25 protein-coding genes and 1 pseudogene are annotated in these 25854 nt (G+C 63.7%); 13 read left to right on the top strand and 13 right to left on the bottom strand.

The genetic code is table 11. From position 1 onward, the window contains the following. Nucleotides 1-29: 29 nt before the first annotated feature. From KRZ98_RS02200 to serS, 5 genes are read right to left on the bottom strand one after another with little or no spacing between them, the layout of a single operon-like run. Nucleotides 30-1085: a TrkA family potassium uptake protein gene (locus KRZ98_RS02200; RefSeq protein ID WP_217672038.1), complete on the bottom strand. Its 1056-nt coding sequence runs from the start codon at nucleotides 1083-1085 to the stop codon at nucleotides 30-32. Then, nucleotides 1082-2128, bottom strand: a complete 1047-nt coding sequence (locus tag KRZ98_RS02205) for a M23 family metallopeptidase (protein ID WP_217672039.1) — start codon at nucleotides 2126-2128, stop codon at nucleotides 1082-1084. Before KRZ98_RS02205 ends, KRZ98_RS02200 begins: the two co-directional genes overlap by 4 nt. A 45-nt stretch (nucleotides 2129-2173) precedes the next feature. After that, nucleotides 2174-2938, bottom strand: a complete 765-nt coding sequence (surE, locus tag KRZ98_RS02210) for a 5'/3'-nucleotidase SurE (RefSeq protein WP_119744324.1) — start codon at nucleotides 2936-2938, stop codon at nucleotides 2174-2176. A gap of 4 nt (nucleotides 2939-2942) precedes the next feature. Beyond that, nucleotides 2943-3326, bottom strand: coding sequence for a DUF2513 domain-containing protein (locus KRZ98_RS02215; RefSeq protein WP_217672040.1), 384 nt, complete (start codon nucleotides 3324-3326; stop codon nucleotides 2943-2945). A gap of 11 nt (nucleotides 3327-3337) precedes the next feature. Then, entirely contained in the window at nucleotides 3338-4747 is a 1410-nt protein-coding gene (serS, locus tag KRZ98_RS23945; RefSeq protein WP_254798019.1) for a serine--tRNA ligase, read from the bottom strand. 93 nt (nucleotides 4748-4840) lie between these two features. On the opposite strand from serS, the gene KRZ98_RS02230 reads away from it, so the two are divergent. The 5 genes from KRZ98_RS02230 to KRZ98_RS02250 all read left to right on the top strand — a co-directional run bounded on the left by KRZ98_RS02230 (nucleotide 4841) and on the right by KRZ98_RS02250 (nucleotide 8006). Beyond that, entirely contained in the window at nucleotides 4841-5281 is a 441-nt protein-coding gene (locus tag KRZ98_RS02230) for a host attachment family protein (protein WP_119744322.1), read from the top strand. A gap of 267 nt (nucleotides 5282-5548) precedes the next feature. Beyond that, nucleotides 5549-5950 (top strand): hypothetical protein, encoded by a 402-nt coding sequence (locus KRZ98_RS02235; protein ID WP_217672041.1) that lies wholly within the window; start codon nucleotides 5549-5551, stop codon nucleotides 5948-5950. 12 nt (nucleotides 5951-5962) lie between these two features. After that, nucleotides 5963-6445, top strand: a complete 483-nt coding sequence (locus KRZ98_RS02240; RefSeq protein WP_254798021.1) for a hypothetical protein — start codon at nucleotides 5963-5965, stop codon at nucleotides 6443-6445. 653 nt (nucleotides 6446-7098) lie between these two features. Then, nucleotides 7099-7563, top strand: coding sequence for an RNA polymerase-binding protein DksA (dksA, locus tag KRZ98_RS02245; RefSeq protein ID WP_006966545.1), 465 nt, complete (start codon nucleotides 7099-7101; stop codon nucleotides 7561-7563). 68 nt (nucleotides 7564-7631) lie between these two features. Further along, the gene (locus KRZ98_RS02250) at nucleotides 7632-8006 is read left to right on the top strand and encodes a PilZ domain-containing protein (RefSeq protein WP_217672042.1); all 375 of its coding nucleotides are present in this window, start codon (nucleotides 7632-7634) and stop codon (nucleotides 8004-8006) included. Between the two features lie 163 nt (nucleotides 8007-8169). Here KRZ98_RS02250 and KRZ98_RS02255 read toward each other — a convergent pair whose 3' ends face one another. Further along, the gene (locus tag KRZ98_RS02255; protein ID WP_006966541.1) at nucleotides 8170-8328 is read right to left on the bottom strand and encodes a YdcH family protein; all 159 of its coding nucleotides are present in this window, start codon (nucleotides 8326-8328) and stop codon (nucleotides 8170-8172) included. 188 nt (nucleotides 8329-8516) lie between these two features. On the opposite strand from KRZ98_RS02255, the gene KRZ98_RS02260 reads away from it, so the two are divergent. The 6 genes and pseudogenes from KRZ98_RS02260 to KRZ98_RS02285 all read left to right on the top strand — a co-directional run bounded on the left by KRZ98_RS02260 (nucleotide 8517) and on the right by KRZ98_RS02285 (nucleotide 17811). Beyond that, nucleotides 8517-8696, top strand: a complete 180-nt coding sequence (locus KRZ98_RS02260; RefSeq protein WP_037492337.1) for a YdcH family protein — start codon at nucleotides 8517-8519, stop codon at nucleotides 8694-8696. 122 nt (nucleotides 8697-8818) lie between these two features. Next, nucleotides 8819-9298, top strand: a complete 480-nt coding sequence (locus tag KRZ98_RS02265; RefSeq protein ID WP_217672043.1) for a DUF1465 family protein — start codon at nucleotides 8819-8821, stop codon at nucleotides 9296-9298. 77 nt (nucleotides 9299-9375) lie between these two features. Next, nucleotides 9376-11424 (top strand): autotransporter assembly complex family protein, encoded by a 2049-nt coding sequence (locus tag KRZ98_RS02270; RefSeq protein ID WP_217672044.1) that lies wholly within the window; start codon nucleotides 9376-9378, stop codon nucleotides 11422-11424. Next, nucleotides 11424-15602 carry a translocation/assembly module TamB domain-containing protein gene (locus tag KRZ98_RS02275; protein WP_217672045.1) on the top strand — a complete coding sequence of 1393 codons (4179 nt, stop codon included), beginning with the start codon at nucleotides 11424-11426 and terminating at the stop codon, nucleotides 15600-15602. Before KRZ98_RS02270 ends, KRZ98_RS02275 begins: the two co-directional genes overlap by 1 nt. A 2-nt stretch (nucleotides 15603-15604) precedes the next feature. Next, nucleotides 15605-16983, top strand: a pseudogene (locus KRZ98_RS02280) (L-serine ammonia-lyase). Between the two features lie 174 nt (nucleotides 16984-17157). Next, nucleotides 17158-17811 carry an outer membrane protein gene (locus KRZ98_RS02285; RefSeq protein ID WP_217672046.1) on the top strand — a complete coding sequence of 218 codons (654 nt, stop codon included), beginning with the start codon at nucleotides 17158-17160 and terminating at the stop codon, nucleotides 17809-17811. Between the two features lie 151 nt (nucleotides 17812-17962). On the opposite strand, the gene pyrF is transcribed toward KRZ98_RS02285, so the two are convergent. The 6 genes from pyrF to KRZ98_RS02315 are packed head-to-tail and all read right to left on the bottom strand — an operon-like array spanning nucleotide 17963 to nucleotide 23253. Further along, complete coding sequence (pyrF, locus tag KRZ98_RS02290) at nucleotides 17963-18637, bottom strand: orotidine-5'-phosphate decarboxylase (RefSeq protein ID WP_217672047.1); 675 nt, start codon at nucleotides 18635-18637, stop codon at nucleotides 17963-17965. Further along, nucleotides 18634-18972: a LapA family protein gene (locus tag KRZ98_RS02295; protein ID WP_217672048.1), complete on the bottom strand. Its 339-nt coding sequence runs from the start codon at nucleotides 18970-18972 to the stop codon at nucleotides 18634-18636. The genes pyrF and KRZ98_RS02295 overlap by 4 nt, the downstream gene beginning before the upstream one ends. 33 nt (nucleotides 18973-19005) lie before the next feature. After that, nucleotides 19006-19878, bottom strand: a complete 873-nt coding sequence (locus KRZ98_RS02300; RefSeq protein WP_217672049.1) for an aldose 1-epimerase — start codon at nucleotides 19876-19878, stop codon at nucleotides 19006-19008. Nucleotides 19879-19895: 17 nt separating this feature from the next. Next, entirely contained in the window at nucleotides 19896-21308 is a 1413-nt protein-coding gene (locus KRZ98_RS02305; RefSeq protein ID WP_217672050.1) for a sugar porter family MFS transporter, read from the bottom strand. 53 nt (nucleotides 21309-21361) lie between these two features. After that, nucleotides 21362-22120: an SDR family NAD(P)-dependent oxidoreductase gene (locus tag KRZ98_RS02310; RefSeq protein ID WP_217672051.1), complete on the bottom strand. Its 759-nt coding sequence runs from the start codon at nucleotides 22118-22120 to the stop codon at nucleotides 21362-21364. Then, nucleotides 22117-23253, bottom strand: coding sequence for a fumarylacetoacetate hydrolase family protein (locus KRZ98_RS02315; protein WP_217672405.1), 1137 nt, complete (start codon nucleotides 23251-23253; stop codon nucleotides 22117-22119). Before KRZ98_RS02315 ends, KRZ98_RS02310 begins: the two co-directional genes overlap by 4 nt. Before the next feature lie 173 nt (nucleotides 23254-23426). Between KRZ98_RS02315 and KRZ98_RS02320 the strand changes: the two genes are divergently transcribed. Beyond that, nucleotides 23427-23621: a hypothetical protein gene (locus KRZ98_RS02320; protein ID WP_217672052.1), complete on the top strand. Its 195-nt coding sequence runs from the start codon at nucleotides 23427-23429 to the stop codon at nucleotides 23619-23621. A gap of 113 nt (nucleotides 23622-23734) precedes the next feature. On the opposite strand, the gene KRZ98_RS02325 is transcribed toward KRZ98_RS02320, so the two are convergent. After that, complete coding sequence (locus tag KRZ98_RS02325) at nucleotides 23735-24166, bottom strand: EF-hand domain-containing protein (RefSeq protein WP_217672053.1); 432 nt, start codon at nucleotides 24164-24166, stop codon at nucleotides 23735-23737. 285 nt (nucleotides 24167-24451) lie between these two features. Here KRZ98_RS02325 and purB point away from each other — a divergent pair, with 285 nt between their 5' ends. Continuing rightward, nucleotides 24452-25768 (top strand): adenylosuccinate lyase, encoded by a 1317-nt coding sequence (gene purB / locus KRZ98_RS02330; RefSeq protein WP_217672054.1) that lies wholly within the window; start codon nucleotides 24452-24454, stop codon nucleotides 25766-25768. Nucleotides 25769-25854: the final 86 nt, after the last annotated feature.

A 25854-nucleotide genomic window follows, 5' to 3' on the forward strand; every position in this document is an offset into this window, starting at 1 on the left:
TGTCACGCCGCGCGATGGGGACGCGCCATTCAGGCCGGTTCGCGGCTTGCTCCTGCCCCATCACCCTCGACAATCTCTATGATCAGGTCGCCGGTCTGGAGCTGCCGCGCGCCGTCCTCCCAGAACCCGATCGGGCGATCGTCGCGATAGATCCGCACGCCAAGCCCCGTGGTGATCGCCGACAATGGCCCGCCAATCTCCTGCGGCTTGACGAACCGCTCGTTCAGCTTCACCCGCCCGCCCGACGCAGCCAGATCGGCCATATAATCGGCGATATGCTTGCCGCTGGTGCTGCCCGCCAGCAGCAGTCCGGCAAAGCTGACCGGGTTGATCACCGTGGTCGCGCCCGCCTGCCGCGCGGGCAACTCGTTATCCTCATTGCGCACCACGATGCTGATCGGCAGGCGCGGGGCCAGATGCCTGGCGGTCAGCGTGATCAGGATCGACGTATCGTCGCGCCCAGCCGACACGATCATGCTGCGCGCGCGGTGGATCGCCACGTCCTTCAATGTCCGGTCGCGGGTCGAATCGCCGCACAAGATATTGCATCCCTGCGCCTCGGCCAGTTCCAGCGCCTGCTCGCTGCCGTCGATCACGACGATCTCGCGCGGGTCGGTGCCACGCGCCAGCAGTTCATGCACCGCTTCCTGCCCGCTGGTGCCGAACCCTGTGACGATGATGTGATTGTGCAGATCGGCTTGTATGCGGGCCATGCGCCACCTGTAGAGGATGTTGCGGAGGAAAAGCGAATAGGCTGTGCCAAGAAAGATCAGCCACACGAACAGCCGGATCGGCGTGACGAACAGCGATTCGAACAATCGCGCTTCGGGCGTGACAGGGACAATGTCGCCATAGCCCACGGTCGTCACCGTGACTGTGGTGAAATAGAGCACATCGACAAAGCTGATATGATTGTCGAGATTGTCCTTCAGCCCATCGCGCCCGACCCAGTGGAGCAGCAGCACCAGCGCGATCAGCCCGAATACCAGCGCCACGCGCCAGCTCAAATCCACCCACATCGGCATGGACGATCGCCGCCGCAAAAAGCCTTCGGTCGATCGCGACGCCGCCCGGTCCACCCTCATGGCGCGGTCGGCAGCTGGGGAATGGGGTTCACCGGCACCCGGTCCTTGCGCAGTTCGAAATGCAGCTTGGGCTGGCTGGCATAGCCGGTGTCGCCAGTCAGGCCGACAATCTGCCCGCGCGTGATTTTCTGCCCGCGCACCACATCGACCCGGCTGGCATGGCCATAGGCGCTCACCCAGCCGCTGCCATGGTTGATGAGGACCAGCCCGCCAAACACCGCCACCCGGTCGCCCGCATAGGCGACCACGCCGTCTGCCGTCGCGCGGATCGGCGTGCCAGCGGGGACAGCAATGTCGATGCCATTATTCTTCGCGCCGCTCTCGCCGGGGCCAAAGCGCGACAATAGCTTACCCTTGACCGGCCAGGCGAAACGGCCGGTGAAGCTGGCGGGCTGGGCGATCGGCACATTGCTCGGCAGCGGGCGCGGCTGGGACGAGGCGACGGCCACCGGCGCATTTTCCGCCGCTGCGGGCTGGCCGCCGGTCAGCACATCGTCAATGTCGATGCGGAAGGCGGCGGCGCGCTGCTCCAGGTCCGGCGCGGCCACTGGCGCATCACCCGGCAATAATAGCCGCTGGCCCCGCCGCAGCATGAAGGGTTCGCTCAACCCGTTGGCCGTCACGATCCGGCTCCACGCCACGCCATAGGCGGACGCGATCGCAATCCCCGTCTCCCCCTCCGCCACCAGATGATAGCGGCCGCCGGGGATGGTCAGCTTCTGACCCACGCGAATGGCGAAGGGCGGCGTCAGCCCGTTGGCGCGCGCAATCGCTTCCGATCCCGCGCCGCTGCGATTGCCGATGCCGCGCAGCGTGTCGCCGGGCTGGACGATATAGGTGGATGTCGCCACGGTCTGCGCATTGGCGACCACCTGCTGCGCGGTCCACACCGGCTCCGCCTCGACCAGTTCGACGGCGGACGCATCGGCATCCAGCCGGGGCGGGGGCGTCTCGCCCCGTGCGGGCGCCGCCTCATTGGGGATGCAGCCAGCCAGCAACATCGGGGCAAGCAGCAGGGCAGCATGAAAGAGCGATCGTTGCATCGCCGCCTGTCTATCGCATCGCGCCGCGCTTGCCACCCCCTGCCTTTATTGCCCGAACGCCGCCGCCGTTGCCGCCATCGCGCTGTCCTGCGTCAGGTCATAATGAAGCGGCGTCACCGTGACATAGTCCTGCGCGATCGCCGCCAGATCGCTCCCCTCCGGCACCGCGTCGCTGCTGCCCAGGCTGAACCAATAATAGCGATAGCCGCGCGGGTCGGTGCCCTCGACGATTTTCGTGCGATCGACATCATGAAATCCCTGCCGCACGACGCGGATGCCCTTGACCGCATCGGGTTCGATCGCCGGAAAGTTCACGTTGAACAGCATCCGGCGCGATGGCGGCATGGCGATCAGCGGCGCGATCGCCTTCGCGCCCCATGCCTGCGCGGCGGCGAATGGCACCGCGTCGCCCATCCCTTCGCGCGCATAGACCTGGCTCAGCGCGATCGACCTGATCCCCGAAATCGCCCCCTCCATCGCCGCTGCGACGGTGCCGGAATAGGTCACATCCTCGGCCAGATTCGCCCCGCGATTCACCCCGGACAGGATCAGGTCGGGCCGCGCATCCTTCATCAAATGCCCGACCGCCATCATCACCGCATCGGTCGGCGTGCCGGTGACGCTATAATGCTGTTCGCCATGTTTGCGGATACGCAACGGCCGGGTCAGCGTCAGGCTATGCCCAGCCCCCGACTGCTCCTCGCTCGGCGCGACTATCCAGATATCGTCGGAAAATTGCCGGGCGATGGCCTCCAGCACTTTGAGGCCGGGGGCGTGAACGCCATCGTCGTTGGTGAGCAGGATACGCAATAGCTTAATTCCCAACTGGCAGCCCAAGTTGACCGAGAGCCTGTTTGGCTAACGATTTCGCAATTTCGATCATTAGCTCAAAACTGGAATTTCCCGCCTTCGCCGCAAAGGATTTAGTCTTTTTCCAAATAGCAGGATCTCGAATACTGCTTAAATAATCATGTCCCTTCCAAGACAAGTCAAATATCAAAATGACCAAAATCGTCCGATGAATATTTGTCTTGCTGTTTGCAGTTTCTGAGACAAGTAGTCCTGCATCGTTCATCATATTAATGTGCAGCCCAATCTGCACGTCACTATATCCATTGATACAAATGTCTTTGGTAAGAATGGGATCAGATACTGGATGGCTTTCAATCAGTAGAAGCAATTCTCTGATGAGGTCCATGTCCCGTTTCATTAGCTGGGCCGCAGTTCGCTGATGCCGCCCATATAGGGCGCCAGCACCTCCGGCACGATCACGCTGCCATCGGCCTGCTGGTAATTTTCCAGCACCGCCACCAGCGTCCGCCCGACGGCCAGCCCCGACCCGTTCAGCGTATGCAGGAAGCGCGTCTGCTTCTCCCCTTCCGGCTTGTAGCGGGCGTTCATCCGCCGCGCCTGAAAATCGCCGCAGTTGGAAACCGAACTGATCTCGCGATAGGTGTTTTGGCTGGGCAACCACACTTCCAGATCCCATGTCTTGCGCGCGCCAAAGCCCATGTCGCCGGTGCAGAGCAGCATCTTGCGATAGGGCAGGGCGAGCGCCTGAAGGATGCCCTCCGCCGCCGCGCACATGCGTTCATGCTCGGCCTCCGACTCGTCAGGCGCGCAGATCGCGACCAGTTCGACCTTCTCGAACTGATGCTGCCGAATGAACCCGCGCGTATCGCGCCCGGCGGACCCGGCTTCGGAGCGGAAACAGGGGGTCAGCGCGGTCAGCCGGACGGGCAGGTCAGCCAGCGGCACAATCTGGTTGGCGACCAGATTGGTGAGGCTGACTTCGGCGGTCGGGATGAGCCAGCGCTTCGGTAGCGAGTCATGATCAGCTTTGAGTTTTCGAGAAAGTCCCCATACGAACAAATCTCGCGTGGATCTATTGGTGAAATGGCCTTCGCAAGCGATCTCTATTTCTTGCTGAAGTTTTGATAAATCAAGAGGATATGAGGTGGAAAACAGATCCTCCGCGAACTTCGGCAACTGTCCGGTGCCGAACAAGGCCTCGTCGCGCACCAGCAGAGGCGGATTGACCTCCTCATAGCCATTCTGAGCCGTCTGCCGGTCCAGCATGAATTGCGCCAGCGCTCGGTGCAGCCGTGCCATCTGCCCGCGCAACGCAGTGAAGCGCGCGCCGGACAAAGCCGCGCCGCCCTCAAAATCCAGCCCCAGTGCCGGGCCGAAATCGGCATGGTCCTGCGGCGCAAAGTCGAACGCCCGCACCGTCCCCCAGCGGCTCACCTCCACATTGTCGGCTTCGCTGTCGCCTTGCGGCACATCGTCGGCAGGCAGGTTGGGGATCGCCGCCAGCATCGCGCCAAGCGCGTCGCCAACCTCGCGATCCTGCGCCTCCAGCACGGGCGTGCCTTCCTTGATCGCTGCGACTTCGGCCTTCAGTGCTTCCGCCTTCTCGACGTCCTTCGCGGCCATGGCCTGACCGATCAGCTTGCTCGCCTCGTTGCGACGGGCTTGCCCCACCTGCAACTGCGTCTTGAGCGCCCGGCTTTGCTCGTCCAGCGCCAATATTTCGGCGGACAGGGGTGCCAGCCCGCGCCGGGCGAGGCCAGCGTCGAAAGCAGCGGGATTTTCGCGGATGAAACGGATGTCGTGCATGGGGCAGTCCTATGCCGCCGTGCGACGGGCCACGCAACCCTGCGCGCTGTCATCCGTTAGGCAAGCATCCCGTAAAATGAAAAGGACAAGGCGATGCAGATAGACCAGGACGCGCTCATATTGGTGGCCGACGGCCGCAAGATGCTGTTTTTCCGTAACAAGGGCGACGCCGCCATCCCCAGCCTGGAAACCGAACAGGTCGAGAAGCAGGATAATCCGGCCGGTCGCGATCAGGGGACGGACACGCCCGGCCGCGCCTTCAGCTCGGTCGGCGGACATCGCAGCGCCATGTCGGAAACCAATTTCCACGATCTGGAGGAGGATCGCTTCGCAGCGCAAGCCGCCGATATCCTCAAGCACCGCGCCTTTGCCAATGATTATGAGAAGCTGATCATCGTCGCCCCGCCCGGCACGCTGGGCGAAATGCGCAAACATTATCACAAGGAAGTCGAAAGCCGCCTGACCGGCGAGATCGCCAAGGATCTGGTCAACCATCCGATCGCCGACATCGAACGGATCATCGCCGACAATTGATTTGGAAGCGACAAAGCTTCCCTTGCCTAAAAAGGAAAGGGATATCGCATGTGACATTGCGTTCCTTTTCAACGTCATCCTGAATTTATTTCAGGATCCATTTCTCGTTGCGAGCGGCGGTTTTTGGGGCACGATGGATGCTGAAACAAGTTCAGCATGACGAGAGTGTATGCTGGGTTTGCAAGAGCATGATCGCAAACGAAAAGGGCGGCCCCCGCTATCGGGAGCCGCCCTTTTTCGCGTCGCTGCCTGACGGATCAGGCGGCCTTGTCGCCCTTGCGCTCGGCAAAGCGGCGGCGGGCGACCAGTGCGACCGCGGCTGCGCCGAACAGCAGGATCATCGGCGGGGCAGGGACGTCGGTGCCGCCGCTGCTGCTCGATCCGCCGCTGGAGCTGCTGGACGAGGAGGAGCTGCTGCTGCTCGACGAGGAGGACGAACCGCTCGACCCCGAACTGCCGCTGGAGCCGGAGCTGCCGCTCGATCCGCTGCTGCCCGTGCTGCCGAAGCTGGACGAACCGCCCGAAGAGGAGGAGCTGCCCGACGACGAGGATGACGACGAAGAACTGCTGCCGCTCGACCCGGAACTGCCCGACGATCCGCTGCTGCCGCTCGATCCCGAACTGCCGCTGGAGCCGGAGCTGCCACCCGATCCGCCGCTCGACCCGTGACCATGGCCAGGCTTGCCCGGCTTGCCGCCGCTCGATCCGCCCGAACTGCTCGATGAGGAGCTGGACGAGGAGGATGAGGACGAAGAGCTGGAACTGGACGAGGACGAGCTGCTGCTGACATTGCCGCTGGAGGTCGACACATTACCGCTCGACGTCGACACGCCGCTCGATGTGGACACGTTGCCGCTGGACGTGGAAACACCGCCCGTGGAGGTCGAGACGCCACCGGTGGAGGTCGAAACGCCGCCGGTCGATGTGGACACGCCGCCCGTGGTCGAACTGGTCGAGCTGCTGATGCCGCCGGTCGAGCTGCTGGTCGAGGAAATCACGACCGACCCGCCACCGCTGCCGCCGCCACCGCCGCCGAAGAAACCACCGACGAAGCCGCCGCCGCCAAAGCCGCCGCCACCGCCCATGACCATGGGAACGGCACCGCCGCCGCCCGACATCATCGGCATTTCAGCCATGGGCATGGGCAGGGGCACGGGAGCCTGATGCGTTACGACCGTAACGGTCTGCGGCACTGTTTTGGTGACTGTCCGCACCACCTTGCGCTTCACTGTCCGCACGGCATAGCGTTTCCGGGGCGCTGCCGCCTTGGTGCTCTTGCTGCTGTGGACCACTGCCGGTCGCGCATTTTCGGCAACATGCACCGCGCCACCGCCGATGATCGCCCCGCCGCAAGTGCAGGCGCACAATTTAGCCAAAGCCATCCGTACCGACATAGGGTCCACTCTTCATCTTGTTGTCCTGCAACCCGGCATTGGCGTTATCCAATGAAGGGCTGCTCGGAACTTCCTATGCGCAAGAACGCAAAAGAAAGCGTTAACTGCAACGGTGTTAACCCTGAATATGATGGTCAAGTCGAGGGAAATCCTGCCTTCTTCCCAAGGGAAATGGTTAACGTCCCACTATGGAACGACTGGCGCGTGCCGGGTAAAAATCGCTTGGCATGTTTTGCCCCTTTGCCCCGCTGGCCGGACTCGACAGGACAGGCCAGCGACCTTCCGCGAAATCGGACAGAATGAAGCGGACGCGTAAGATTGCCCGCTTGTGTCGCCCTGCGCCCGTCGCTATGAGGCGCCCTCAATGAAAAGTCATGGGCGCCCGGACGTTAAGCGCCGGCGTCCTCCGAGTCGGAGAGCCAGATGGCATCGGTCCTGAATTCCGATAAAGACGGCGACAAGCCGCCCAAATCGACTGTCGAACTTCCTGCTGATTACCGGCCGTCCGCCGATGAGGAATTCATGAACCCGCTCCAGCTGGAATATTTCCGGCAGCGGCTGTGGGACTGGAAGAAGCAGATCCATGCTGAAGCGGAAGGGACGCTCGCTGTCCTACAGAATGAACCGCTGCGCGAACCCGACCTCAACGACCGTGCATCCAGCGAGACCGACTGGTCGATCGAACTGCGCACCCGCGATCGCCAGCGCAAGCTGATCTCCAAGATCGAGGCGGCGCTCCGCCGGATCGAGGATGGCGAATATGGCTATTGCGAAGTCACCGGCGAACCGATTTCGCTGGGCCGACTGGAGGCTCGGCCGATTGCAACGATGACGGTCGAAGCGCAGGAACGACACGAGCGGCAAGAGAAGATCTCCCGCGACGATTAACCCTTTCTCCATTCCCCCGCGACTATAATGCCCACCAATTATCTGGCATTTTATTCGCGGGTCTTGGCATGAACGACGAACAGGAATCTTCCGATCGGGGACCGGCACGCTCCGCGCCGCGTGACAGTCTGTTCCTGCTAACCAGCTTCATGACGCCCGAAGGTGCACCGCTGGGCAAGGCCCGCGTGCGCAACCTTTCGGCCACCGGCCTGATGGCGGACTGCGAACGCGGCGTTCCTGCGGGCACCAGGGTGGAATTTGAACTGCGGGGCATCGGCAAGATGACCGGCATCGTTGCCTGGGCGCGTGAGGACAAGATTGGCTTGTCCTTTGACGAACCGATCGACCCGCAACTGGCGCGCAAGCCGGTGTCGACCGGCGCAGTGCCACAGGCGGTGCCTGATTATCTGCGGCTGCACCATCGCAGCATTCCGCGCCGCTGATCCGAGCAGTCATTCATCGGCCAGGCAGTAAAAAGCCCCGCCAACCAACTGGTTGCGGGGCGTTTTACTGTCTGAACGATAGAGACCGGAATGATCGGGAAGGGCCGGACCGGCAGTCTGCTGCTGCCGCGTCTCGACCTCCTTCCGTATCGCGCACTGCTGTTTAGTGCTGCGCTTCCAGTTCTTCCTTCAACCGCAATTTCTGCTTCTTGAGCGAAGCGACCAAAATAGCGTCGGGCATGGGCCGACTCGTCTCCGCCTTGATTCGGGCGTCGATACCTGCGTGCTTGGCAGAAAGAGCTGAAATGTGGCTGTTTTCCATAACATTCTCCAGATGAGGGGTGATGGATGACGAAGTAGATCATGAAATATTCGGCTTGTCTCGCCCTGATTCGCACCCTGCGCCTGAATGAGAAAATTTTGCGATGGCCCGCATCAGGGCGGCGGGTTATCAGGGTGTATGACGAGCATGGTTGACGGATCGGGGGCGCAGTGAGCCGAGAAGATATTATGCGCCGACTGGAGCTGTTGCGGGTGGAGCATCGCGACCTCGACAGTGCGATCGCCGTTCTGATGGCGGCGGGCGCGGGTGACCAGATGCAGATTGCCCGGTTCAAGAAGCGCAAGCTGCGCCTGCGCGACGAAATCGCTCAGCTGGAAGATGCGCTGGTGCCAGACATCATTGCGTAAATTCGTTTCTATATCGGAATATTGTGGTTAACGCTGGGCTAACCGACCCTGAATGGGACAGCGCACGCTAAAAGCGCACCGGCGGACCTGACAAGGTTGCGATAATATGTCACTCATCCTCCATGCAAAGCGCAGCCTTTCTGGATCGTGGCCTTCACCGCCGACTGGTGGACGGCCTTTATCTCGAAGCCATGGTCATGGCTGACGAGGCGCGATCCTATTTCGATGGTAGCACCAGCACCGACGAAGGAATGAACGATCCGCTCCGCCGCGTTTCCTTCGCCTGCGAATCGCTTAAAGTGACCACCCGCCTGATGCACATCATCGCCTGGCTGCTCAGCCAGCGGGCGTGGCAGCGGGGCGAGATTGGCGACGCGGATCTGTCGGACGAGAAATATCGGCTGGGCCGCGCGACCCAGACGGCACCTGAACTCGCCGCCGGTTTTCCCTTCATGGCCCGATCGCTGATCGATGCGAGCCAGGAATTGTACGACCGGGTTGCCCGGTTGCAGGACCGGATGGACCTGATGATGGGTCCGGCTACGGTCAAGGATGCCAACCCGGCCCGCGCGCTGATCGACCGGCTGCACAGCGCCTTCTGATCGCGGTCCCGCATTTGGCCGCATTCTTCGCTTTCTAAGACTGGCGCTTTCGCACGCACTTGGTCTAGACCATCGCCATGATCCATGGTTTGCGGACCTTTCGCCGCCCTTCTGGCCGCCCGCACCCCGCACGGCTCCTGCTTGTTCCGATGCTGCTCGCCTGTCCGGGCGGGGCGCTGGCGCAGTCCGTCACGCCGCCAGACGCCATGCCGGACATCGACCAGTCGCTTGATACCATGCCCGACATCGGCCTGGACTGGCCCGACCTGGGGCAAGAGGATAGCGTAAAGCCGCTGCCCGACGATCCGGCTGACGTGCAGGTGGCAACGCCTGACGCTGCGCCCGATGCCAGCGCGCCGGCCGAGCCGGTCGAGGAAGCCACGACCTTCGCCGACGCAGGGGAGGAACGGCGCTATACCGTCCAGCTCACCGGCGTCGACACGATCGCCGACGCCACCTTCAAACTGCGCTTCGACGAATTGTCCGCGCTTCGGCAGGGGGAGGGCAAGGCCGCCAACCTTGCGCAGATCAACCGACGGATCAAAGAGGATGACGAACTGCTCGACCGGCTGTTGCGCGCCAAGGGCTATTATGCCGCGCGCATCCGGGGTGCCGTCGCTGCGCCGCCCGCAGGCAGCGACCGGCTTGCCGTCAGCTTCGACATCACGCCCGGCCCGCAATATCTGCTCGAATCGGTTGATCTGACTGGCCTCGCCGAGACGGGCGACAAGGAAGCGCAACTACGCGCCGCTTTCCCGCCCAAGGTCGGCGATCCGGTCGATGCCGATGCGATTCTGGCCGGGCGCGACGCGCTGTCGGCGGTGCTGGCCGAAACCGGCTTTCCCTTCGCCAAGGTCGATGAACCCGAAGTGCGGATCGACCATGAGGAGCGCAAGGGCGACCTCGACATCATCGTCACGCCCGGCGGCTATCGCAGCTTCGGTGCGATCCGCCTGAACGACGACAAGCTGTTCAGCGCCCACCATGTTCAGGAAATCGCCCGCTTCGATCCCGGTGATCCCTACAAGGCGTCGGATGTCGAGGATTTGCGCCGCGCCATTGTCGCGACCGGCCTTGTCTCGTCGGTCAGCCTGAAGCCCAAAGAGGCAGGCGATGGCACCCATGTCGATCTCGCCGTCGATGTCCGCCCCGCGCCGCTGCGCACCATCGCGGGCCAGCTGGGCTATGGCACGGGCGAAGGCTATCGCGCCGAAGTCAGCTGGCAGCATCGCAACTTCTTCCCGCCCGAAGGCGCAGTGACGGTGCGCGGTGTCGTCGGCACGCAGGAACAGACCGCCTCCTTCACCTATCGCCGCAACAATTTCCACCGCCGCGACAATGTGCTGACTGGCCTGCTGTCGGTCAGCAACATCAAGCGCGACGCCTATGACGCGCGCACCATCACCTTGTCGGGCGGGCTGGAGCGGCAAACCAACATATTGTTCCAGAAGGACTGGGTCTGGCGTTTCGGTGCGGAGCTGATCGCGTCGGATGAAGCCGATGCGTTCAGCGGCGGCGCGCGCCGCACCTTCCTGATCGGCGCGATCCCGTTGAGCCTCACCTATGACGGCAGCGACGACCTGCTCAACCCTACCAAAGGCTTTCGCCTCGGCGGCCGGCTCAGCCCCGAACTCTCCTTTCAGGACAAGACCTTCGGCTATGCCAAGGTGCAGGTCGATGGCAGTATCTACCAGCCTGCTGGTGAAAAGGTCGTGGTCGCGGCCCGCGCGCGTTTTGGCACCATCCTTGGCTCGACGGTTGAACAGATCGCACCATCGCGGCGTTTTTATGCGGGCGGCGGCGCGTCGGTGCGTGGCTATGGCTATCAGGCGATCGGCCCGCGCTTCGGCGTCGATGACGATCCGGTCGGCGGCAAGAGTCTGGCTGAATTTTCGCTGGAGGCGCGGGTGCGCTTTGGCAATTTCGGCGTCGTGCCGTTCGTCGATGCGGGTAATATCTCGACCACATTCCTGCCGCGCTTCCGCGACCTGCGCATCGGCACCGGGCTTGGCCTGCGCTACTATAGCAGCTTCGGCCCGATCCGCATCGACGTGGGCACCCCGATCAACCCGCAAAAGGGCGACCCGCGCGTCGCAGTCTATGTGTCCTTGGGGCAGGCCTTCTGATGGCGGACGACGCTCCCGCCACCAAGCCGCATCGCCGCCGCGCCTGGGACGGGCGCTGGCAGCGCTGGCTGGTCGGCATCGTCGCATCGTTGCTGTTGATCGTCGTCGGCGCGCTGGCGTGGCTCGATACGTCGTCTGGCCATCGCTTCCTCATCAGCCGGATCGCGACGATCAAGCCGCCATCGGGCCTGCGCATCCAGGTCGACCGGATTGAGGGCAGCATCTATCGCAAGGCTGTCCTCCACAATCTGACCCTGTCCGATCCCAAAGGCCGTTTCTTCGACGCGCCACGGGTCGAGCTGGACTGGTGGCCCTTCGCCTGGGCTTATAATCGGCTGGATATCGACCGGCTGGTCATCCCACGCGCCACCCTGCACAAATTGCCCAAACTCAATCCCAGCCAGAAACAGGGTCCGATCCTGCCCGGCTTCGACATTCGGTTGATGCAATTTTCGGTCGGGCAACTGACGATCGCGCCGGGCATTACGGGCCGGGTGCAGCAGGCGACGATGGCGGGCGACGCCGACATTCGCGGCGGACGCGCGATCATCGATCTGACCGCCCGCGTCATCGACGGGCAGGACGCGCTGACCGTGGCGCTCGACAGCCGCCCTGACAATGACCGCTTCCGCCTGGACGTCACCGTCAACGCGCCCAAAGGCGGCGTACTGGCGGCAATGGCGGGCCTTAAACAGGACGCCAATCTGCGCATCGGCGGCAAGGGCGGCTGGAGCCGCTGGGACGGTCGCCTGTCTGCCACGCTCGACAGCCAGCCGGTCGCCGACTTCGTCCTCGCCGCACGCAGCGGCGCCTATTCGGCGCGCGGCTCCATCGAGGGCGGCGCGATTGCAGGCACCGGCCTCGTCCAACGTCTCGCCGCGCCGCGCCTCGCTGTCCGCGCCAATGGAACAATGGTCGATCGGGTGATTGACGGCCGCCTCTGGCTCCGTTCCGCCGCGATCGATCTGGACGCGGACGGCGCGATCGACCTGCGTAACAGCGCGCTCGACAATATGCTGGTGCAGCTGAAACTCGCCCGCCCGCAGGCCTTGCTCAAGACCATGCGCGGGCAGGATGTCGCGGCGAAGATCCGGCTCGACGGTCCCTTTTCGACTTTGGGCTATGAATATCTGCTCACTGCCCGCCAGCTGGCGTTCGACAAGACTTTGATCAGCAACGTGCGCATGGATGGCGAGGGGCGACGGGCGGAAAATGGCCCGGCGCTGATCCCGCTGCGCCTGCGCGCCGCGCGGCTCGACGGGCAGGGCGAACTGGTCGAGGGGATCGTCCGCAATTTCGCGCTCGACGGCGTCCTCCAGCTGAACGGCCAGCAGATCGTCAGCAATCCGATGGACGTGCGCTCGGACAAGCTGCGCGGCAAGCTGGTGATGCTCGCCGACCTCAATACGGGCCGCTATGATTTCGGGCTGGATGGGCAGATCAACGGCCTGGCCATTCGCGGCCTCGGCATTGTCGATCTGACCTCCAAGCTGCGCGCGGTGCCCGGTCCCAATCGCAGCTTTGGCCTCAGCGGCAATGCGCTGGCGCGGGTGCGGCGGCTGGACAATCAGTTTCTGCGCACTTTAGGCGGCGGTCTGCCGACCGTGCGCAGCGCGCTGGCGTTGCGCCCGGACGGGCAGTTGGCGCTCACCAATTTGCGGCTCGACGCGCCCTTGCTGACGCTCACCGGCAATGGCCTGCGTCATCGCGACGGCACGCTCCATCTGGAGGGGCAGGGGCGGCATGGCCAATATGGTCCGGTCAGGCTGACGCTGGATGGCAAGATTGATCGCCCGACCGTCGATCTGCTGCTCGCCAGCCCGATGAAATCGCTCGGCTTGCGCGACGTGCGCGCTAAGCTGATCCCCGATGCGACCGGTTACAGCTATACCGCAGGCGGTGGATCGACCCTTGGTCCCTTCACCGGACGCGGCGTCATCCTGTTGCCGCCGGGCGGGCAGGCGGTCGTGCGCATCGCCCGGATCGACGTGTCCGGCGTCACTGCCAGCGGCGACATTCGCCCGGTGACCGGTGGCCTCGACGGGCAACTGGCCGTCAATGGTCCGGTCACCGGCTATATCAGCCTGAAGCCTGTCAATGCGATCCAGCAGGTCCAGCTTAAATTGACCGCCAATGACGCCAGTTTCGACGGGCCGACCGTCATCGCGGTGCGGCGCGGCACGCTGGACGCGACCATGCTGCTCGATCCGTCCCGCACCACGCTGACCGCCACGGCGCAGGCGCGCGGCTTGCGTGTCGGGGGCGTGTTGCTGGGACGCTTTGCCGCCAATGCCGATCTGGTCGATGGGCGGGGCAAGATACGCGGCAGCCTGTCGGGCCAGCGCGGCCGCATCTTCGACATACAGGGCGAAGCGCAGGTCGATGCCGACCGCATCCGCCTGACCGCTGGCGGCACGATCGACAAGCGCCCTATCCGCCTGACCCGCGCGGCGCTGCTGACCCGCACCGACGATGGCTGGAAATTGTCGCCTGCGACCATCAGCTATGCGGGCGGATCGCTGCAACTGGCGGGCGAACTGGGCAGCACCTCCACCCATGTCGAAGCGCGGATGCAGAAACTGCCGCTCGCTTTGCTCGACATTGGCTATGACAATCTGGGGCTGGGCGGCACGGCGACCGGGTCATTAAGCTATGCCCAGCCGCGCGGCGGCGGCCTGCCGACCGGCACGGCGGAGCTGCGCATCCGTGGCCTGTCGCGCTCCGGCCTGTCATTGAGTTCACGCCCGGTCGATGTCGGCCTCAATGCCGCGCTGACCGCCGATCGCCTCGCTACCCGCATGATCTTCGTTGCCGATGGCAAGACGATTGGCCGGGCGCAGGCGTTGCTCAACCCGTTGGGTCGTGAGGGCGGGCTGGTCGAGCGCCTCAACCGTGCGCCCTTCTTCGCGCAGCTGCGCTATGGCGGCACCGCCGACACGCTGTGGCGGCTGACCGGCGTGGAGATTGTCGACATTGGCGGTCCCGTCAACGTCTCCGCCGACATGCGCGGCACGCTCGGCAACCCGCAAATCACCGGATCGCTGGCGACCGACAATGCCGCGATCAACAGCCCCGTCACCGGCATGCGGCTGAAAAGCGTCAAGGCGCGGGGGCGTTTTTCCGGCGACCAGCTGGTCATCTCCAGCTTCGCCGCCACCGCGCAAAATGGCGGATCGGTCAGCGGCACCGGCCGCTTCACCTTCAACGGCATAGCGGGCGTCGGCATGGACCTGGCAATGCAGGCGGACAATGCCGCGCTGCTGGAGCGGGACGATATTGCCGCCACCGTCACCGGGCCGATCAGCCTGCGTTCCGATGGCGTCGGCGGGACCATCGGTGGTGACCTGACCCTCAATAGGAGCCGCTTCACCCTAGGACGCGCCGCCGCCGTTGCGCAAATACCCGAGCTGGCCGTCACGGAAATCAACCGGCGCGGCGAGGAGATTGAGCGGGTCCGCACCAATGTCCCTTGGGCGCTGGCGATCAAGGCGCGCGCGCGCAACCGCCTGACCGTCACCGGCCTTGGCCTCGACAGCGAATGGCGCGCCGATCTCGACATCGGCGGCACCGTCACCAGTCCGGCGATTGCGGGTCGGGCGGAACTGGTGCGTGGCGGCTATGAATTTGCCGGCCGCCGGTTCGACCTTCGCGAAGGCCGCATCCAGTTTGACGGCAAGACGCCGGTCAACCCGACGCTGGACATCGACGCACAGGCGGACGTCAGCGATCTGACCGCCACCATCCATGTCGGCGGCACCGGCCTGAAACCTGAAATCACCTTCACCAGCGTCCCCGCTTTGCCGCAGGACGAACTGCTCTCCCGCATCCTCTTCGGCACCTCGATCACCAACCTGTCCGCGCCCGAAGCGCTGCAACTCGCCTCGGCGGTCGGCTCGCTCCAGGGCGGCGGTGGGCTGGACCCGATCAATGCGGTGCGCAAGGCGGCGGGTCTCGACCGGCTGCGCATCATCGCTGCCGATCCGACACAGGGGCAGGGGACCTCGATCGCGGCGGGCAAATATCTGACCCGCAAAACCTATGTCGAACTGATTACCGACGGACAGGGCTATAGCGCCACCCGGATCGAATATCAGGTCACGCGCTGGCTCTCGCTGCTCGGCGCCATCTCGACCCTGGGCCGCGAAAGCGCCAACGTGCGCGTCTCGAAGGATTATTGATCGTGACCAAGTCGCGCATCGACGCCGCTGCCGCGATCAGCGTCATGGACCTGTTCACCATCGGCATTGGCCCGTCCAGCTCGCACACGGTCGGCCCCATGCGCGCGGCGCTGATGTTCATGGAATCGCTGCCCGCCCGGCCTGTCCGCGTCCGTTGCGATTTATACGGCTCGCTCGCGCTGACCGGCCATGGCCATGCGACCGACAGCGCCATCCTGCTTGGCCTGTCCGGCTATCGTCCCGAAAGCGTCGATCCCGATGCCATCCCCGCAATCCTCCGCGCCATCCGCGATGATGGCCGCATCCGGTTGGGCGAGGACTGGATCGCATTTGAGGAAGCGCGCGACCTGATCTTCCACAAGGGCGAATTTCTCGAAGCGCACAGCAACGGAATGCGTTTTTGCGCCTGGTTCGAGGGGCAAGGCGATCGCCAAGTGCAGGATTATTACTCCATCGGCGGCGGCGCGGTCCTGCCCGGCAGCTCCCAGCTTGATGCACCGCTCGGCCATAATATCGTCCAGCCCTATCCCTCTCCTCCGGCGCGGAAATGCTCGCTCAGGGGGAGGCGACGGGCCTGTCCATCGCCACGCTGGTCCTGCGCAACGAAGGCGCGTGGCGGGCGCAGGCGGACACGGACACCTTCCTCGACAGCGTGATCGACGCGATGAGCGCCTCGATTGACCGGGGCATGGCGCAGGAAGGGTTGCTCCCCGGCGGCCTCAAAGTCCGCCGCCGCGCCATGGCGATCCACCAGCGGCTGCGCCTGCAACAGGACGCGCTTGGCCCGGCGCAGATTTTCGAATGGGTCAGCCTATTCGCGCTGGCGGTGAATGAGGAAAATGCCGCCGGTGGCCGCGTCGTCACCGCTCCCACCAATGGCGCGGCGGGGGTGATCCCGGCAGTGCTGCATTATTATCGTCGCTTCGTCCCCGGAGCGGATCGCGATGGCGAGCGGCGCTTCTTGCTCACCGCCGCCGCCATCGGCTTCCTCTACAAGAAACGCGCGTCCATCTCGGCCGCTGAAATGGGCTGTCAAGGCGAAGTCGGCGTCGCCTGTTCCATGGCAGCCGCAGGCCTCGCCGCCGTGCTGGGCGGCACCAATGGGCAGGTCGAAAACGCGGCTGAAATCGGCATGGAACATAATCTGGGCCTCACCTGCGACCCGATAGGCGGGCTGGTCCAGATCCCCTGCATCGAACGCAACACGATGGGCGCGGTCAAGGCGATCAACGCCGCCTATCTCGCGCTCCAGGGCGATGGCCGTCACATCGTCAGCCTGGACGCGGTTATCGAAACCATGCGCCAGACCGGCGAAGATATGGCCAGCCGCTACAAGGAAACCTCGCTCGGCGGGCTGGCCGTCAACGTGGTGGAGTGCTGAGCGGGTTCCATCGGCTCGTCCTTTTCAGCCCACAATATCGGGACGAGATGATCTTCACTGTGCCAATTTGGCAACATAAGTCCTTGTTTATCTTAGGTTCATGCAACCAACGGCTTTGCCCGGACTTCAACGTCTCACCCCTGCGGGGCGTGAATGACAATTGGAGTTAAGCATATGCGTAAGTTAGTGGTCGCAACCCTTTTGGCCGGAACCGCGGTCGCCTCACCTGCTCTGGCACAGGACGTCGGCCCGACCTTCACCGGTCCCCGCGTCGAAGCGATTTTGGGCTATGACCATGTCGGCGCCGGCAGCGATGTCGACAATAATAACGGCCGCGACGACCAGTCGATCGACGGTCTGCTCTACGGCGTTGGCGCTGGTTACGACATGAATCTGGGCAGCGCTGTCGTCGGCGTCGAGGGCGAATATACCGACTCCACTGCCAAGAGCGACCGTTTCGACTTGACCGACCAGTTCGGTTTCGGTCGCGTCAGCCAGGGCCGTGACCTCTATGTCGGCGCGCGCGCCGGCATCCTCGCCAACCCCAACACGCTGGTCTATGTGAAGGGCGGCTACACCAACACCAAGCTCAACGTGCTGGCAGGCGACAGCGACGAAACCACCGACACCGCGTTCAAGCTGGACGGCTGGCGCATCGGTGGCGGCGTGGAGCGCGCGATCAACCAGAACACCTTTGCCAAGGTGGAATATCGCTACTCCAAATATGACAGCGCCCATATCGACTATATGGACGGCGCGACGAGCAGCGAATTCGACATCGACACCGACCGGCATCAGGTCGTGGCCAGCGTCGGCTGGCGCTTCTAAATACGGGGCGGGGTGGGAGAAATCCCGCCCCGTTTCACATTACAGGGGCAAACTGCCAACATCCGTTCGTTTCAAGCGAAGTCGAGAAACCCAGCGCGCAAGTTTCTCGACTGCGCTCGAAACGAACGGAACGCGGTGAAGGTGTTGGTTCCTACAGCGTCGCCTCAATCTCGCGCGCGGCAAGATCGGGATTTTCCGCCAGGCTGATCGGCCGTCCGACGACCAGGATGGATGCGCCCCGATCCAGCGCCTGTCGCGGCGTCACCGCGCGCTTCTGGTCCCCCATTGCGCCCCCTGCGGGTCGCACGCCTGGCACGACGAAGAAGCCGTCCGGCCAATGCTTCTTGACCATCGCGACTTCCTCGCCCGAACAGACGATCCCGTCCAGTCCGGCATTTTGCGCCAGATCGGCCAGTCGGCGCACCTGATCCTCCGCTTTGCCGCCCACGCCAATGTCGAGCAGATCGGCATCATCCAGACTGGTGAGCACCGTCACAGCCACCACCTTGGTCTTGATGCCAGCCGCGGCCTTGGCATCCTCCAGCATCGCCCGCCCGCCCGCGGCATGGACGGTCAGGATCGCCGGTTCCAGCAGGTGCAAAGCCTGCACCGCCTTGGCCACCGTATTGGGAATATCGTGCAGTTTTAGGTCCAGGAAGATCGGCAGGCTGAACTTCATCATCTCATGCACGCCATGATGGCCATTGGCGCAGAAAAATTCGAGGCCCAGTTTCAACCCGCCGACATGATGACGTACCTGCTGCGCCAGATTTTGCGCCTTGCCAAGGTCCGGCGTGTCGATCGCGACATAAAGGGGGCTGCTCATACGGGTCCTGCGGGGTTGAGGGGGGGAAGGGATGGGATGGAGGTGTCAGGCGTGACTGGCGGGGTGGTGACGGGCGGTGGCGTGGCGGTCGCCGTCACGGCCAGCGCCCGCTCAGCACTGTCCAGCCGCCGCTTCAATCGCCAGCGCGTTGCGCGCGCCATGATCCAGAAGGGCAGCGCGCCCAGCAGAAACGCGCCGATCAGCAGCACCGGCAATTTGGTTTCCATCACCATGTCGCCCCACAGGCGGACAGTCACGGGCACATAATTCGCCATGCAGAAAAAGGCGAGGGCGACGGCGACCACGACCCAGAAGGCGGTCCGCAAAAATTGCATCGGCATATCCTCTTGCTGCTCAACCGGAGCAGCTTAGGCGATCCCGTCGCTTTTCGGAAGCGTCCGATCGTTTTTGTCGATGGCGATCGTCATCGACAGCTGCGTCGAGGCGCCCGGCGTCAGTACGGCCATGCCACCGGCCCGGTTTATCGCGTCGGGACAATGGCTCACCGGCTCGATACAAAAATCGACGGAATCGGGCGGGCGATAGACATGCAGCCAGGCTGCGCAGCTGGCGGTCAGGACAATGCGCGTGCCGTCGCCCTGCACGATCGTCGCGCGTCCATCCCAGCCGCCATAGACATTGTCGATCAGCGTATCGCCCATCACAGCGGCCCCGCGCGACCAGTCGCCCAGCGCGTCAGCCGCCACTTCCCGGTCGGGCAGCATGTCGGGCGTCGCCAGCCACAAACTGGTCGCGGCAAACTGCAATTGCGTCCCGGCATCGGCCAGAAAATAGGGATGGAAGCCCAGACCGGCAGGCATCGCCGCGTCGCTCCTGTTGGTCAGCGTCAGGCGCATATCGATCGCGTCGGGTCGCACCTGAACATGCTGCTCGGCGCAATAGGCCCATGGCCAGTCCGCCCCGCCACCATGATCCTGCACCAGCCGCACGGCGTTCGCGCTCTGCGCGTCGACCTCCCAAGCGGCCTGCCATCCCGTGCCATGAATGCTGTGCGGATGATCGCCAAAATTGCGCGGCAGTTGATAGTCACGCCCGGCAAAGGCAAAGCGCCCGTGCGCGATCCGGTTGGCATAGGGGACCAGCGGAAAACTGGCCATGCCCAGCGGATCAACGCAGTCGATCGGCGCGCGCCGCAGCACATCCGCGCCGCCATGGCGCAACCACAGCAGCGATCCGCCGCCAGCAGGCGAGAGCGCCGCTTCCAGCGCCTCCGCCCGCAACAGGATTGGCCCGCCGCTCAGCCGACCATATCCTCAAGCTCGCGACCCTTGGTCTCCTGCACCATCTTGCGCACGAAAAAGTAGGAGATCGCCGCAAACAGCGCATAGCCGCTATAGGTCATGACCAGCCCCGGCGACACCGCAAGCGCGGGAAAGCTGACCGATATGGCCGCATTGGCGATCCACTGGGCAAAGCCCGCGACGGCCAGCCCAGATCCGCGAATCTGGTTCGGGAACATCTCGCCCAGCATCACCCACATGATCGGTCCCCAACTCATGTTGAAGAAGATCACATAGAGATTGGCGGCGATCAAGGCGATCAGGCCATTATGCCCCGGCAGGCTGACCCCGCCATCCGCCCCGGTGACCGCGGTGGAAAATGCATAGGCGACGATCGCCAGCGTCACTGCCATGCCCGCCGATCCGATCAGCAACAGCGGCTTGCGACCGATCCGGTCGATCAGCAGCATCGACCCCAGACAGGCGCCAATCGACAGCACGCCGGACAATATGTTGATCTGCAACGCATTATCTTCGGAAAAGCCGACCGCTTCCCACAAGGTCGCGCCATAATAAAAGACGACATTGATGCCGACCAGCTGCTGGAACACGGCCAGCCCAATGCCGGTCCACACGATCGGGCGGATCGTGCCGCTGCTCTTGTCGATCAGGTCGGATAGTTTGGGGCGATGATGGTCGGCGGCCAGGCTGTCGCGAATCTCCACCACTTTGCGGGCGGCCTCCTGCGCGCCGAACAGCCGGGTCAGCACCGCTTCCGCTTGCGTCTCGCGCCCACGCGCGACCAGATAGCGGGGGCTTTCGGGGATGAAGAGCAAAGCGACGAAATAGATCGCGGCCGGGATTGCCTGCAACCAGAACATCCAGCGCCATGCCGGGAAATCCAGCCATAGCGGCGCGGTCGATCCGCCCGCATGGCGCGCCAGCACGAAATTGGCGACGAACGCGCCGGTCAGGCCGGAAATGATCATGACCTGCTGCACGCTCGACAGCCGCCCGCGCACCGCCGCCGGGGTGACTTCGGAAATATAGACCGGCGAAATGACGCTCGCCGCCCCGACGCCCAGCCCGCCGATGATCCGCGCAAGGATGAAGATGGCCGACGACCCGGCGGCCCCCGCCAGCAGCGCGCTGACTAGAAACAGGATGGCGGCGAGCATCATGACGCCGCGCCGCCCGATCATGTCGGCCATCCGCCCCGCGCCAAAGGCACCGATCGACGACCCGACCAGAATCGCGCCAACATTGACGCCAATGCCCAACTTGCCCAGGTCAAAGGCGCTTTCCAGCCCCTTTTGCGTGCCGTTGATGACCCCGCTGTCATAACCGAACATGAACCCGCCAATCGTCGCAACCGCGACGATCGCGGCGATAAAGGCCATATTGACCTTCTCCGCGCTGCCCTCACTCATCCTCGTGCGTCCTCTCTGCTCTTATATCGTTGCGATGATCCGGTTATGCCGGGTCAGCGCCACCCGGCATCGATAAAATAATCATGGCCGGTGCAGTAACGCGCATCGTCCGACGCCATGAACAGCGCCAGCGCCGCGACATCGACCGGCATGATCCGCCCGTCCAGGCATTGCGCGGCCACAATCTCCGCCTCGCCTTCGGGTGTGTACCATTTCATCTGGCGCGGGGTTTTGACATTGCCCGGAATGATCGTGTTGACGCGGATATTGTCGCGCCCCAGATCGCGGGCCAGGCTGCGTGTCAGCCCCTCGATTGCGGCCTTGGCGGTCTGGTACAGCACCAGATCGGGCAGGGCGAGATGCCAGCTGATCGACCCGACATTCAGGATTACCCCGCCGCCTGCACGCTTCATCGCCGGGACGGCCGCTTGCGCCGCAAAGAACAGGTGACGCAGGTTCACCGCCATCCGATCGTCCCAATAGGCGGGGGTCACGTCATCAATGCTGTGCCGGTCGTCATTGGCGGCATTGTTGATCAGGATATCGATGCCGCCCAGCTCTGCCTCCACCTGTCCGATCATCGCCTGCACCGCATCAATGTCGCGCAGGTCGACATGGTGAAAGACCGGCGTAAAGGTCGCGCCTGCGAGCCGCGCGACCAGCGCCTCGCTGTCCGCCTGCGCAATATCGCAAAAGGCAACGCGCGCCCCCTGCGCGACAAAGCCCTCGACCAGCCCCTCGCCAATGCCGCTGCCACCGCCCGAAATGAACACCCGTTTGCCCACAAGGCTGGGATAAATGGCCCGGCTCATGCCGCGTCCCTCTTGGCCAGCAGGCCGCGCTGCGACAGATTGGTCATCAGCGCGCTCAGCCCCCAGGTCCATGGCGCGGCGTCCTTCGACGTCACGACCCTATTGACCAGCCTGCCCAGACGCGGGGTCGCGATGGTGACGATATCGCCGACCTTATGGGTAAAGCCGCGCCCTGGATCTTCGCGATCCTGCACCGGCGCGAACAATGTCCCCAGAAACAGTGCGAACCCGTCAGGATATTGATGCTCGCTCAGCGTCTGGCGCACCAGTTCCAGCGGGTCGCGGCTGATCTGGTTCATGCTGCTGCGCCCGTCCAGCCGATAGCCTTCGGGTCCGTCGATGGACAGCCCGACCTCGGCATTGCGCACATCCTCGATCGTGAAACCGTCGTCGAACAGGCGGATCAGCGGCCCCAGCGCGCAGGACGCATTATTGTCCTTCGCCTTGCCCAGCAGCAGTGCGGAACGCCCCTCAAAATCGCGCAGATTGACGTCATTGCCCAGCGTCGCACCGACCGCCGTGCTGCCCGCATCGACGATCAGCACGATTTCGGGTTCGGGATTGTTCCAGGTCGAATCGGACCGGATACCAATGTCCGCGCCAGCGCCCACGGTCGCCAGCACCGGCGCCTTGGTAAACACCTCCGCATCCGGGCCGATCGCGACCTCCAGATATTGCGACCACAACCCATCCTCGATCAGCGCGGCCTTGAGCGCTGCGGCTTCGCTCGATCCGGGGACGACCGCACGGATGGAGCCGCCGACCCGCTCCTCCAACCGCTCGCGAATGGCCGCTGCCGCGCCCGAATCACCGCGCGCCCGTTCCTCGATCACCCGCTCGATCGCCGACAGGGCGAAGGTCACGCCGCACGCCTTGACGCACTGCAGATCGACGGGGCTGAGCAGCGGCAGGTCCAGCGCGTCGAGCGCGCCCAACGCTTCACCAGCGTCCGGCGACACCGGCAGCATTTCGATCAGTTGCGCCACGGTCGGCGCGACCTGGCTCATATCATAGGCGATGCCCTGCGCCACCAGCAGGGGGCTTGGTCCTTCGGCGCGCAGCACGCGACCAATAAACAGGCCATCGCGCCAATCGGCGGGCAGGCAATCGGACAGGCTCATGTCCACCGGCATCATCAACTCCTGGCAGTCTATTGTTGATAGCGCTACCAACAATGCCGATGCACGGAAGTCAAGGGGCAGGGCAGGGGGTAATCCGCGCGCAGCGATAATTTCGATCGATGGTGGTCACAAAACTGCCTTTCATCTTTTCCCCGTCGCCGCTTTACGGCATAGATGCTGATGTCATGAGCAAAATTGAAAAGACCGCGCCGGACACCGACGCCTCATCCGCCACCCCCGCAGTACCCGCTGACGACAAGAGCGATCTTGCCAGCGCGGCCCGCAAATCCGCAGGCAAGGCTGCCTGGACCGGCGCAGCCGTCGGCATTGGCTCGGCCGCGATCGTCGCGGCCCTGCTCTACACCCGCAAGCGCAGCTAAATCGCGACCACGCAAAAAGGGCGGCATGGCATTCGCGCCATACCGCCCATTTTTGCGACCCTTACGGGCTCTTCTTCTCCGTCCTTCGCGACGGGGAGTATTTCTGCGTTAACTTATCCGGCGCCACCGCTCAGATAGGTCACCAGTTCCGGCTTGCTAACCGACACGCTCTTGTCGGCGTCCGCCGTGGTGAACGCACCATTGGCCCAAGCTGTCACCTGCTCGGCGGGCAGCGTCTTGCCTGTCGCCTTCATTTCCTGATCCTTCAGCGCGACCATCCACTTGGAAAATTCGGACTGGTCGAGCTGGCCGTCGCTATTGGCGTCATAGGCCGGAAATTCGGTATCGACGATCGAAGCGACCGCATTGGTGGGGTTAGCGGGGGTCGCTGGCGTTGCAGGAGTGGCGGCTTCCGGTGTTGCAGCCTGCGGTTCCGCTGGCGTTGCGGGCGTGGCAGGCATTGCACCTTGCGGCGTTGCAGCCTGCTGCGCCATAGCGGGGGCGGCAATAGCAAGGGCGGTCGTGACTAGAAGCGTGCGGATCATGACAATCTCCTCGGTTACTTAAGCCGGAACAGTGAATACTTGCTCTGCCCGGCGTTGAATGACGAAGGGATAATGACTGATAACCCGTCAATGTTCCTGAATATCCGTTCATGTTCAACGGCTTGTCTTGGGAATCCGCTCAATTCGACTGCCTTTGCTGTGCCAAGTGCGACCAGTTGAGGCCATTATCTTCATTTTCTTTGATGACATCGGCGCGATTTGCCCCGGCGCAAGGACGCTGCTAGGCGCGCGGCACCTTATCTCTCTCCTGTGCAGGATTCGCCCATGGTCCCCCGCTATTCCCGTCCCGCAATGACCGCCCTCTGGGAACCGGAAGCCCGCTTCAAAATCTGGTTCGAGATTGAGGCGCACGCGACCGAGAAGCTGGGCGAGTTGGGCGTGGTGCCGCCATCGGCGGCCAAGGCGCTGTGGGACTGGTGGGCGACCAACCCGGTTATCGACGTCGCCGCGATCGACGCGATCGAGGCGGTCACCAAGCATGACGTCATCGCCTTCCTGACCTGGGTGGCCGAACAGGTGGGCGACGAAGCCCGTTTCATGCATCAGGGCATGACCAGCTCCGACGTGCTGGACACCTGCCTCGCTGTCCAGCTTGCCCGCGCATCGGACATCCTGATCGAGGATCTGGACAAGCTGCTGGAGGTCATCAAGCGCCGCGCCTTTGAACATAAGCTGACCCCCACCATCGGCCGCAGCCATGGCATCCATGCCGAACCCGTCACCTTCGGCCTGAAAATGGCCGAAGCCTATGCCGAGTTCAGCCGCTGCAAGACCCGCCTGATCGCCGCCCGCGCCGAAGTCGCTACCTGCGCCATTTCCGGTGCGGTCGGCACCTTCGCCAATATCGATCCCGCCGTGGAAGAGCATGTCGCGGAGAAACTGGGCCTCGCGATCGAGCCGGTCTCGACCCAGGTGATCCCGCGCGATCGTCACGCGATGTTCTTTGCGACGCTGGGCGTCATCGCCAGCTCGATCGAGCGCCTCGCCGTCGAGGTCCGCCACCTTCAGCGCACCGAAGTGCTGGAGGCGGAGGAATATTTCTCGCCCGGCCAGAAGGGCTCGTCGGCCATGCCGCACAAGCGCAATCCTGTGCTGACCGAAAATCTGACCGGCCTCGCCCGCGTCGTCCGCGCCGCTGTGGTCCCTGCGCTCGAAAATGTCGCCCTTTGGCACGAACGCGACATCAGCCATTCGTCGGTGGAGCGTTTCTTCGGCCCCGACGCGACCATCACGCTCGACTTCGCGCTCGGTCGCCTGACCGGCGTGATCGACAAGCTGCTCATCTATCCTGAGCGGATGATGAAGAATCTCGACAAGATGGGCGGCCTCGTCCACTCGCAGCGCGTCCTTCTGGCCCTCACCCAGGCGGGCGTCAGCCGCGAGGACAGCTACCGCTATGTCCAGCGCAACGCGATGAAGGTGTGGGAATCGGACGGCCAGCTTTCGCTACTGGAACTGCTCAAGGCCGACACTGACGTCACCGCCGCGCTGCCGGTCGCGGAGATTGAGGACAAGTTCAACCTCGATTATCATTTCAAGCAGGTCGACACGATTTTCCGCCGGGTGTTCGGCGAAGCCTGAGAACAACTACAAATTCCGTTCGCCCTGAGCCTGTCGAAGGGCCGTCCTTCTTCAAGAAAGGGCGGGCCTAGATAAGCTCAGCCCGA

It is taken from the genome of Sphingobium sp. AS12 (assembly GCF_019097845.1).
In the GTDB taxonomy this organism is placed as follows: Bacteria; Pseudomonadota; Alphaproteobacteria; order Sphingomonadales; family Sphingomonadaceae; genus Sphingobium.

Bases quoted from the DNA above. Each gene is read 5' to 3' on its own strand.
- KRZ98_RS02200 (WP_217672038.1), bottom strand. From the start codon at position 1,085: ATGAGGGTGGACCGGGCGGCGTCGCGATCGACCGAAGGCTTTTTGCGG.
- KRZ98_RS02205 (WP_217672039.1), bottom strand. From the start codon at position 2,128: ATGCAACGATCGCTCTTTCATGCTGCCCTGCTGCTTGCCCCGATGTTG.
- KRZ98_RS02215 (WP_217672040.1), bottom strand. From the start codon at position 3,326: ATGGACCTCATCAGAGAATTGCTTCTACTGATTGAAAGCCATCCAGTA.
- serS (WP_254798019.1), bottom strand. From the start codon at position 4,747: ATGCACGACATCCGTTTCATCCGCGAAAATCCCGCTGCTTTCGACGCT.
- KRZ98_RS02230 (WP_119744322.1), top strand. From the start codon at position 4,841: ATGCAGATAGACCAGGACGCGCTCATATTGGTGGCCGACGGCCGCAAG.
- dksA (WP_006966545.1), top strand. From the start codon at position 7,099: ATGGCATCGGTCCTGAATTCCGATAAAGACGGCGACAAGCCGCCCAAA.
- KRZ98_RS02250 (WP_217672042.1), top strand. From the start codon at position 7,632: ATGAACGACGAACAGGAATCTTCCGATCGGGGACCGGCACGCTCCGCG.
- KRZ98_RS02255 (WP_006966541.1), bottom strand. From the start codon at position 8,328: ATGGAAAACAGCCACATTTCAGCTCTTTCTGCCAAGCACGCAGGTATC.
- KRZ98_RS02260 (WP_037492337.1), top strand. From the start codon at position 8,517: ATGCGCCGACTGGAGCTGTTGCGGGTGGAGCATCGCGACCTCGACAGT.
- KRZ98_RS02265 (WP_217672043.1), top strand. From the start codon at position 8,819: ATGCAAAGCGCAGCCTTTCTGGATCGTGGCCTTCACCGCCGACTGGTG.
- KRZ98_RS02270 (WP_217672044.1), top strand. From the start codon at position 9,376: ATGATCCATGGTTTGCGGACCTTTCGCCGCCCTTCTGGCCGCCCGCAC.
- KRZ98_RS02275 (WP_217672045.1), top strand. From the start codon at position 11,424: ATGGCGGACGACGCTCCCGCCACCAAGCCGCATCGCCGCCGCGCCTGG.
- KRZ98_RS02285 (WP_217672046.1), top strand. From the start codon at position 17,158: ATGCGTAAGTTAGTGGTCGCAACCCTTTTGGCCGGAACCGCGGTCGCC.
- pyrF (WP_217672047.1), bottom strand. From the start codon at position 18,637: ATGAGCAGCCCCCTTTATGTCGCGATCGACACGCCGGACCTTGGCAAG.
- KRZ98_RS02295 (WP_217672048.1), bottom strand. From the start codon at position 18,972: ATGCAATTTTTGCGGACCGCCTTCTGGGTCGTGGTCGCCGTCGCCCTC.
- KRZ98_RS02305 (WP_217672050.1), bottom strand. From the start codon at position 21,308: ATGAGTGAGGGCAGCGCGGAGAAGGTCAATATGGCCTTTATCGCCGCG.
- KRZ98_RS02310 (WP_217672051.1), bottom strand. From the start codon at position 22,120: ATGAGCCGGGCCATTTATCCCAGCCTTGTGGGCAAACGGGTGTTCATT.
- KRZ98_RS02315 (WP_217672405.1), bottom strand. From the start codon at position 23,253: ATGCCGGTGGACATGAGCCTGTCCGATTGCCTGCCCGCCGATTGGCGC.
- KRZ98_RS02320 (WP_217672052.1), top strand. From the start codon at position 23,427: ATGAGCAAAATTGAAAAGACCGCGCCGGACACCGACGCCTCATCCGCC.
- KRZ98_RS02325 (WP_217672053.1), bottom strand. From the start codon at position 24,166: ATGATCCGCACGCTTCTAGTCACGACCGCCCTTGCTATTGCCGCCCCC.
- purB (WP_217672054.1), top strand. From the start codon at position 24,452: ATGGTCCCCCGCTATTCCCGTCCCGCAATGACCGCCCTCTGGGAACCG.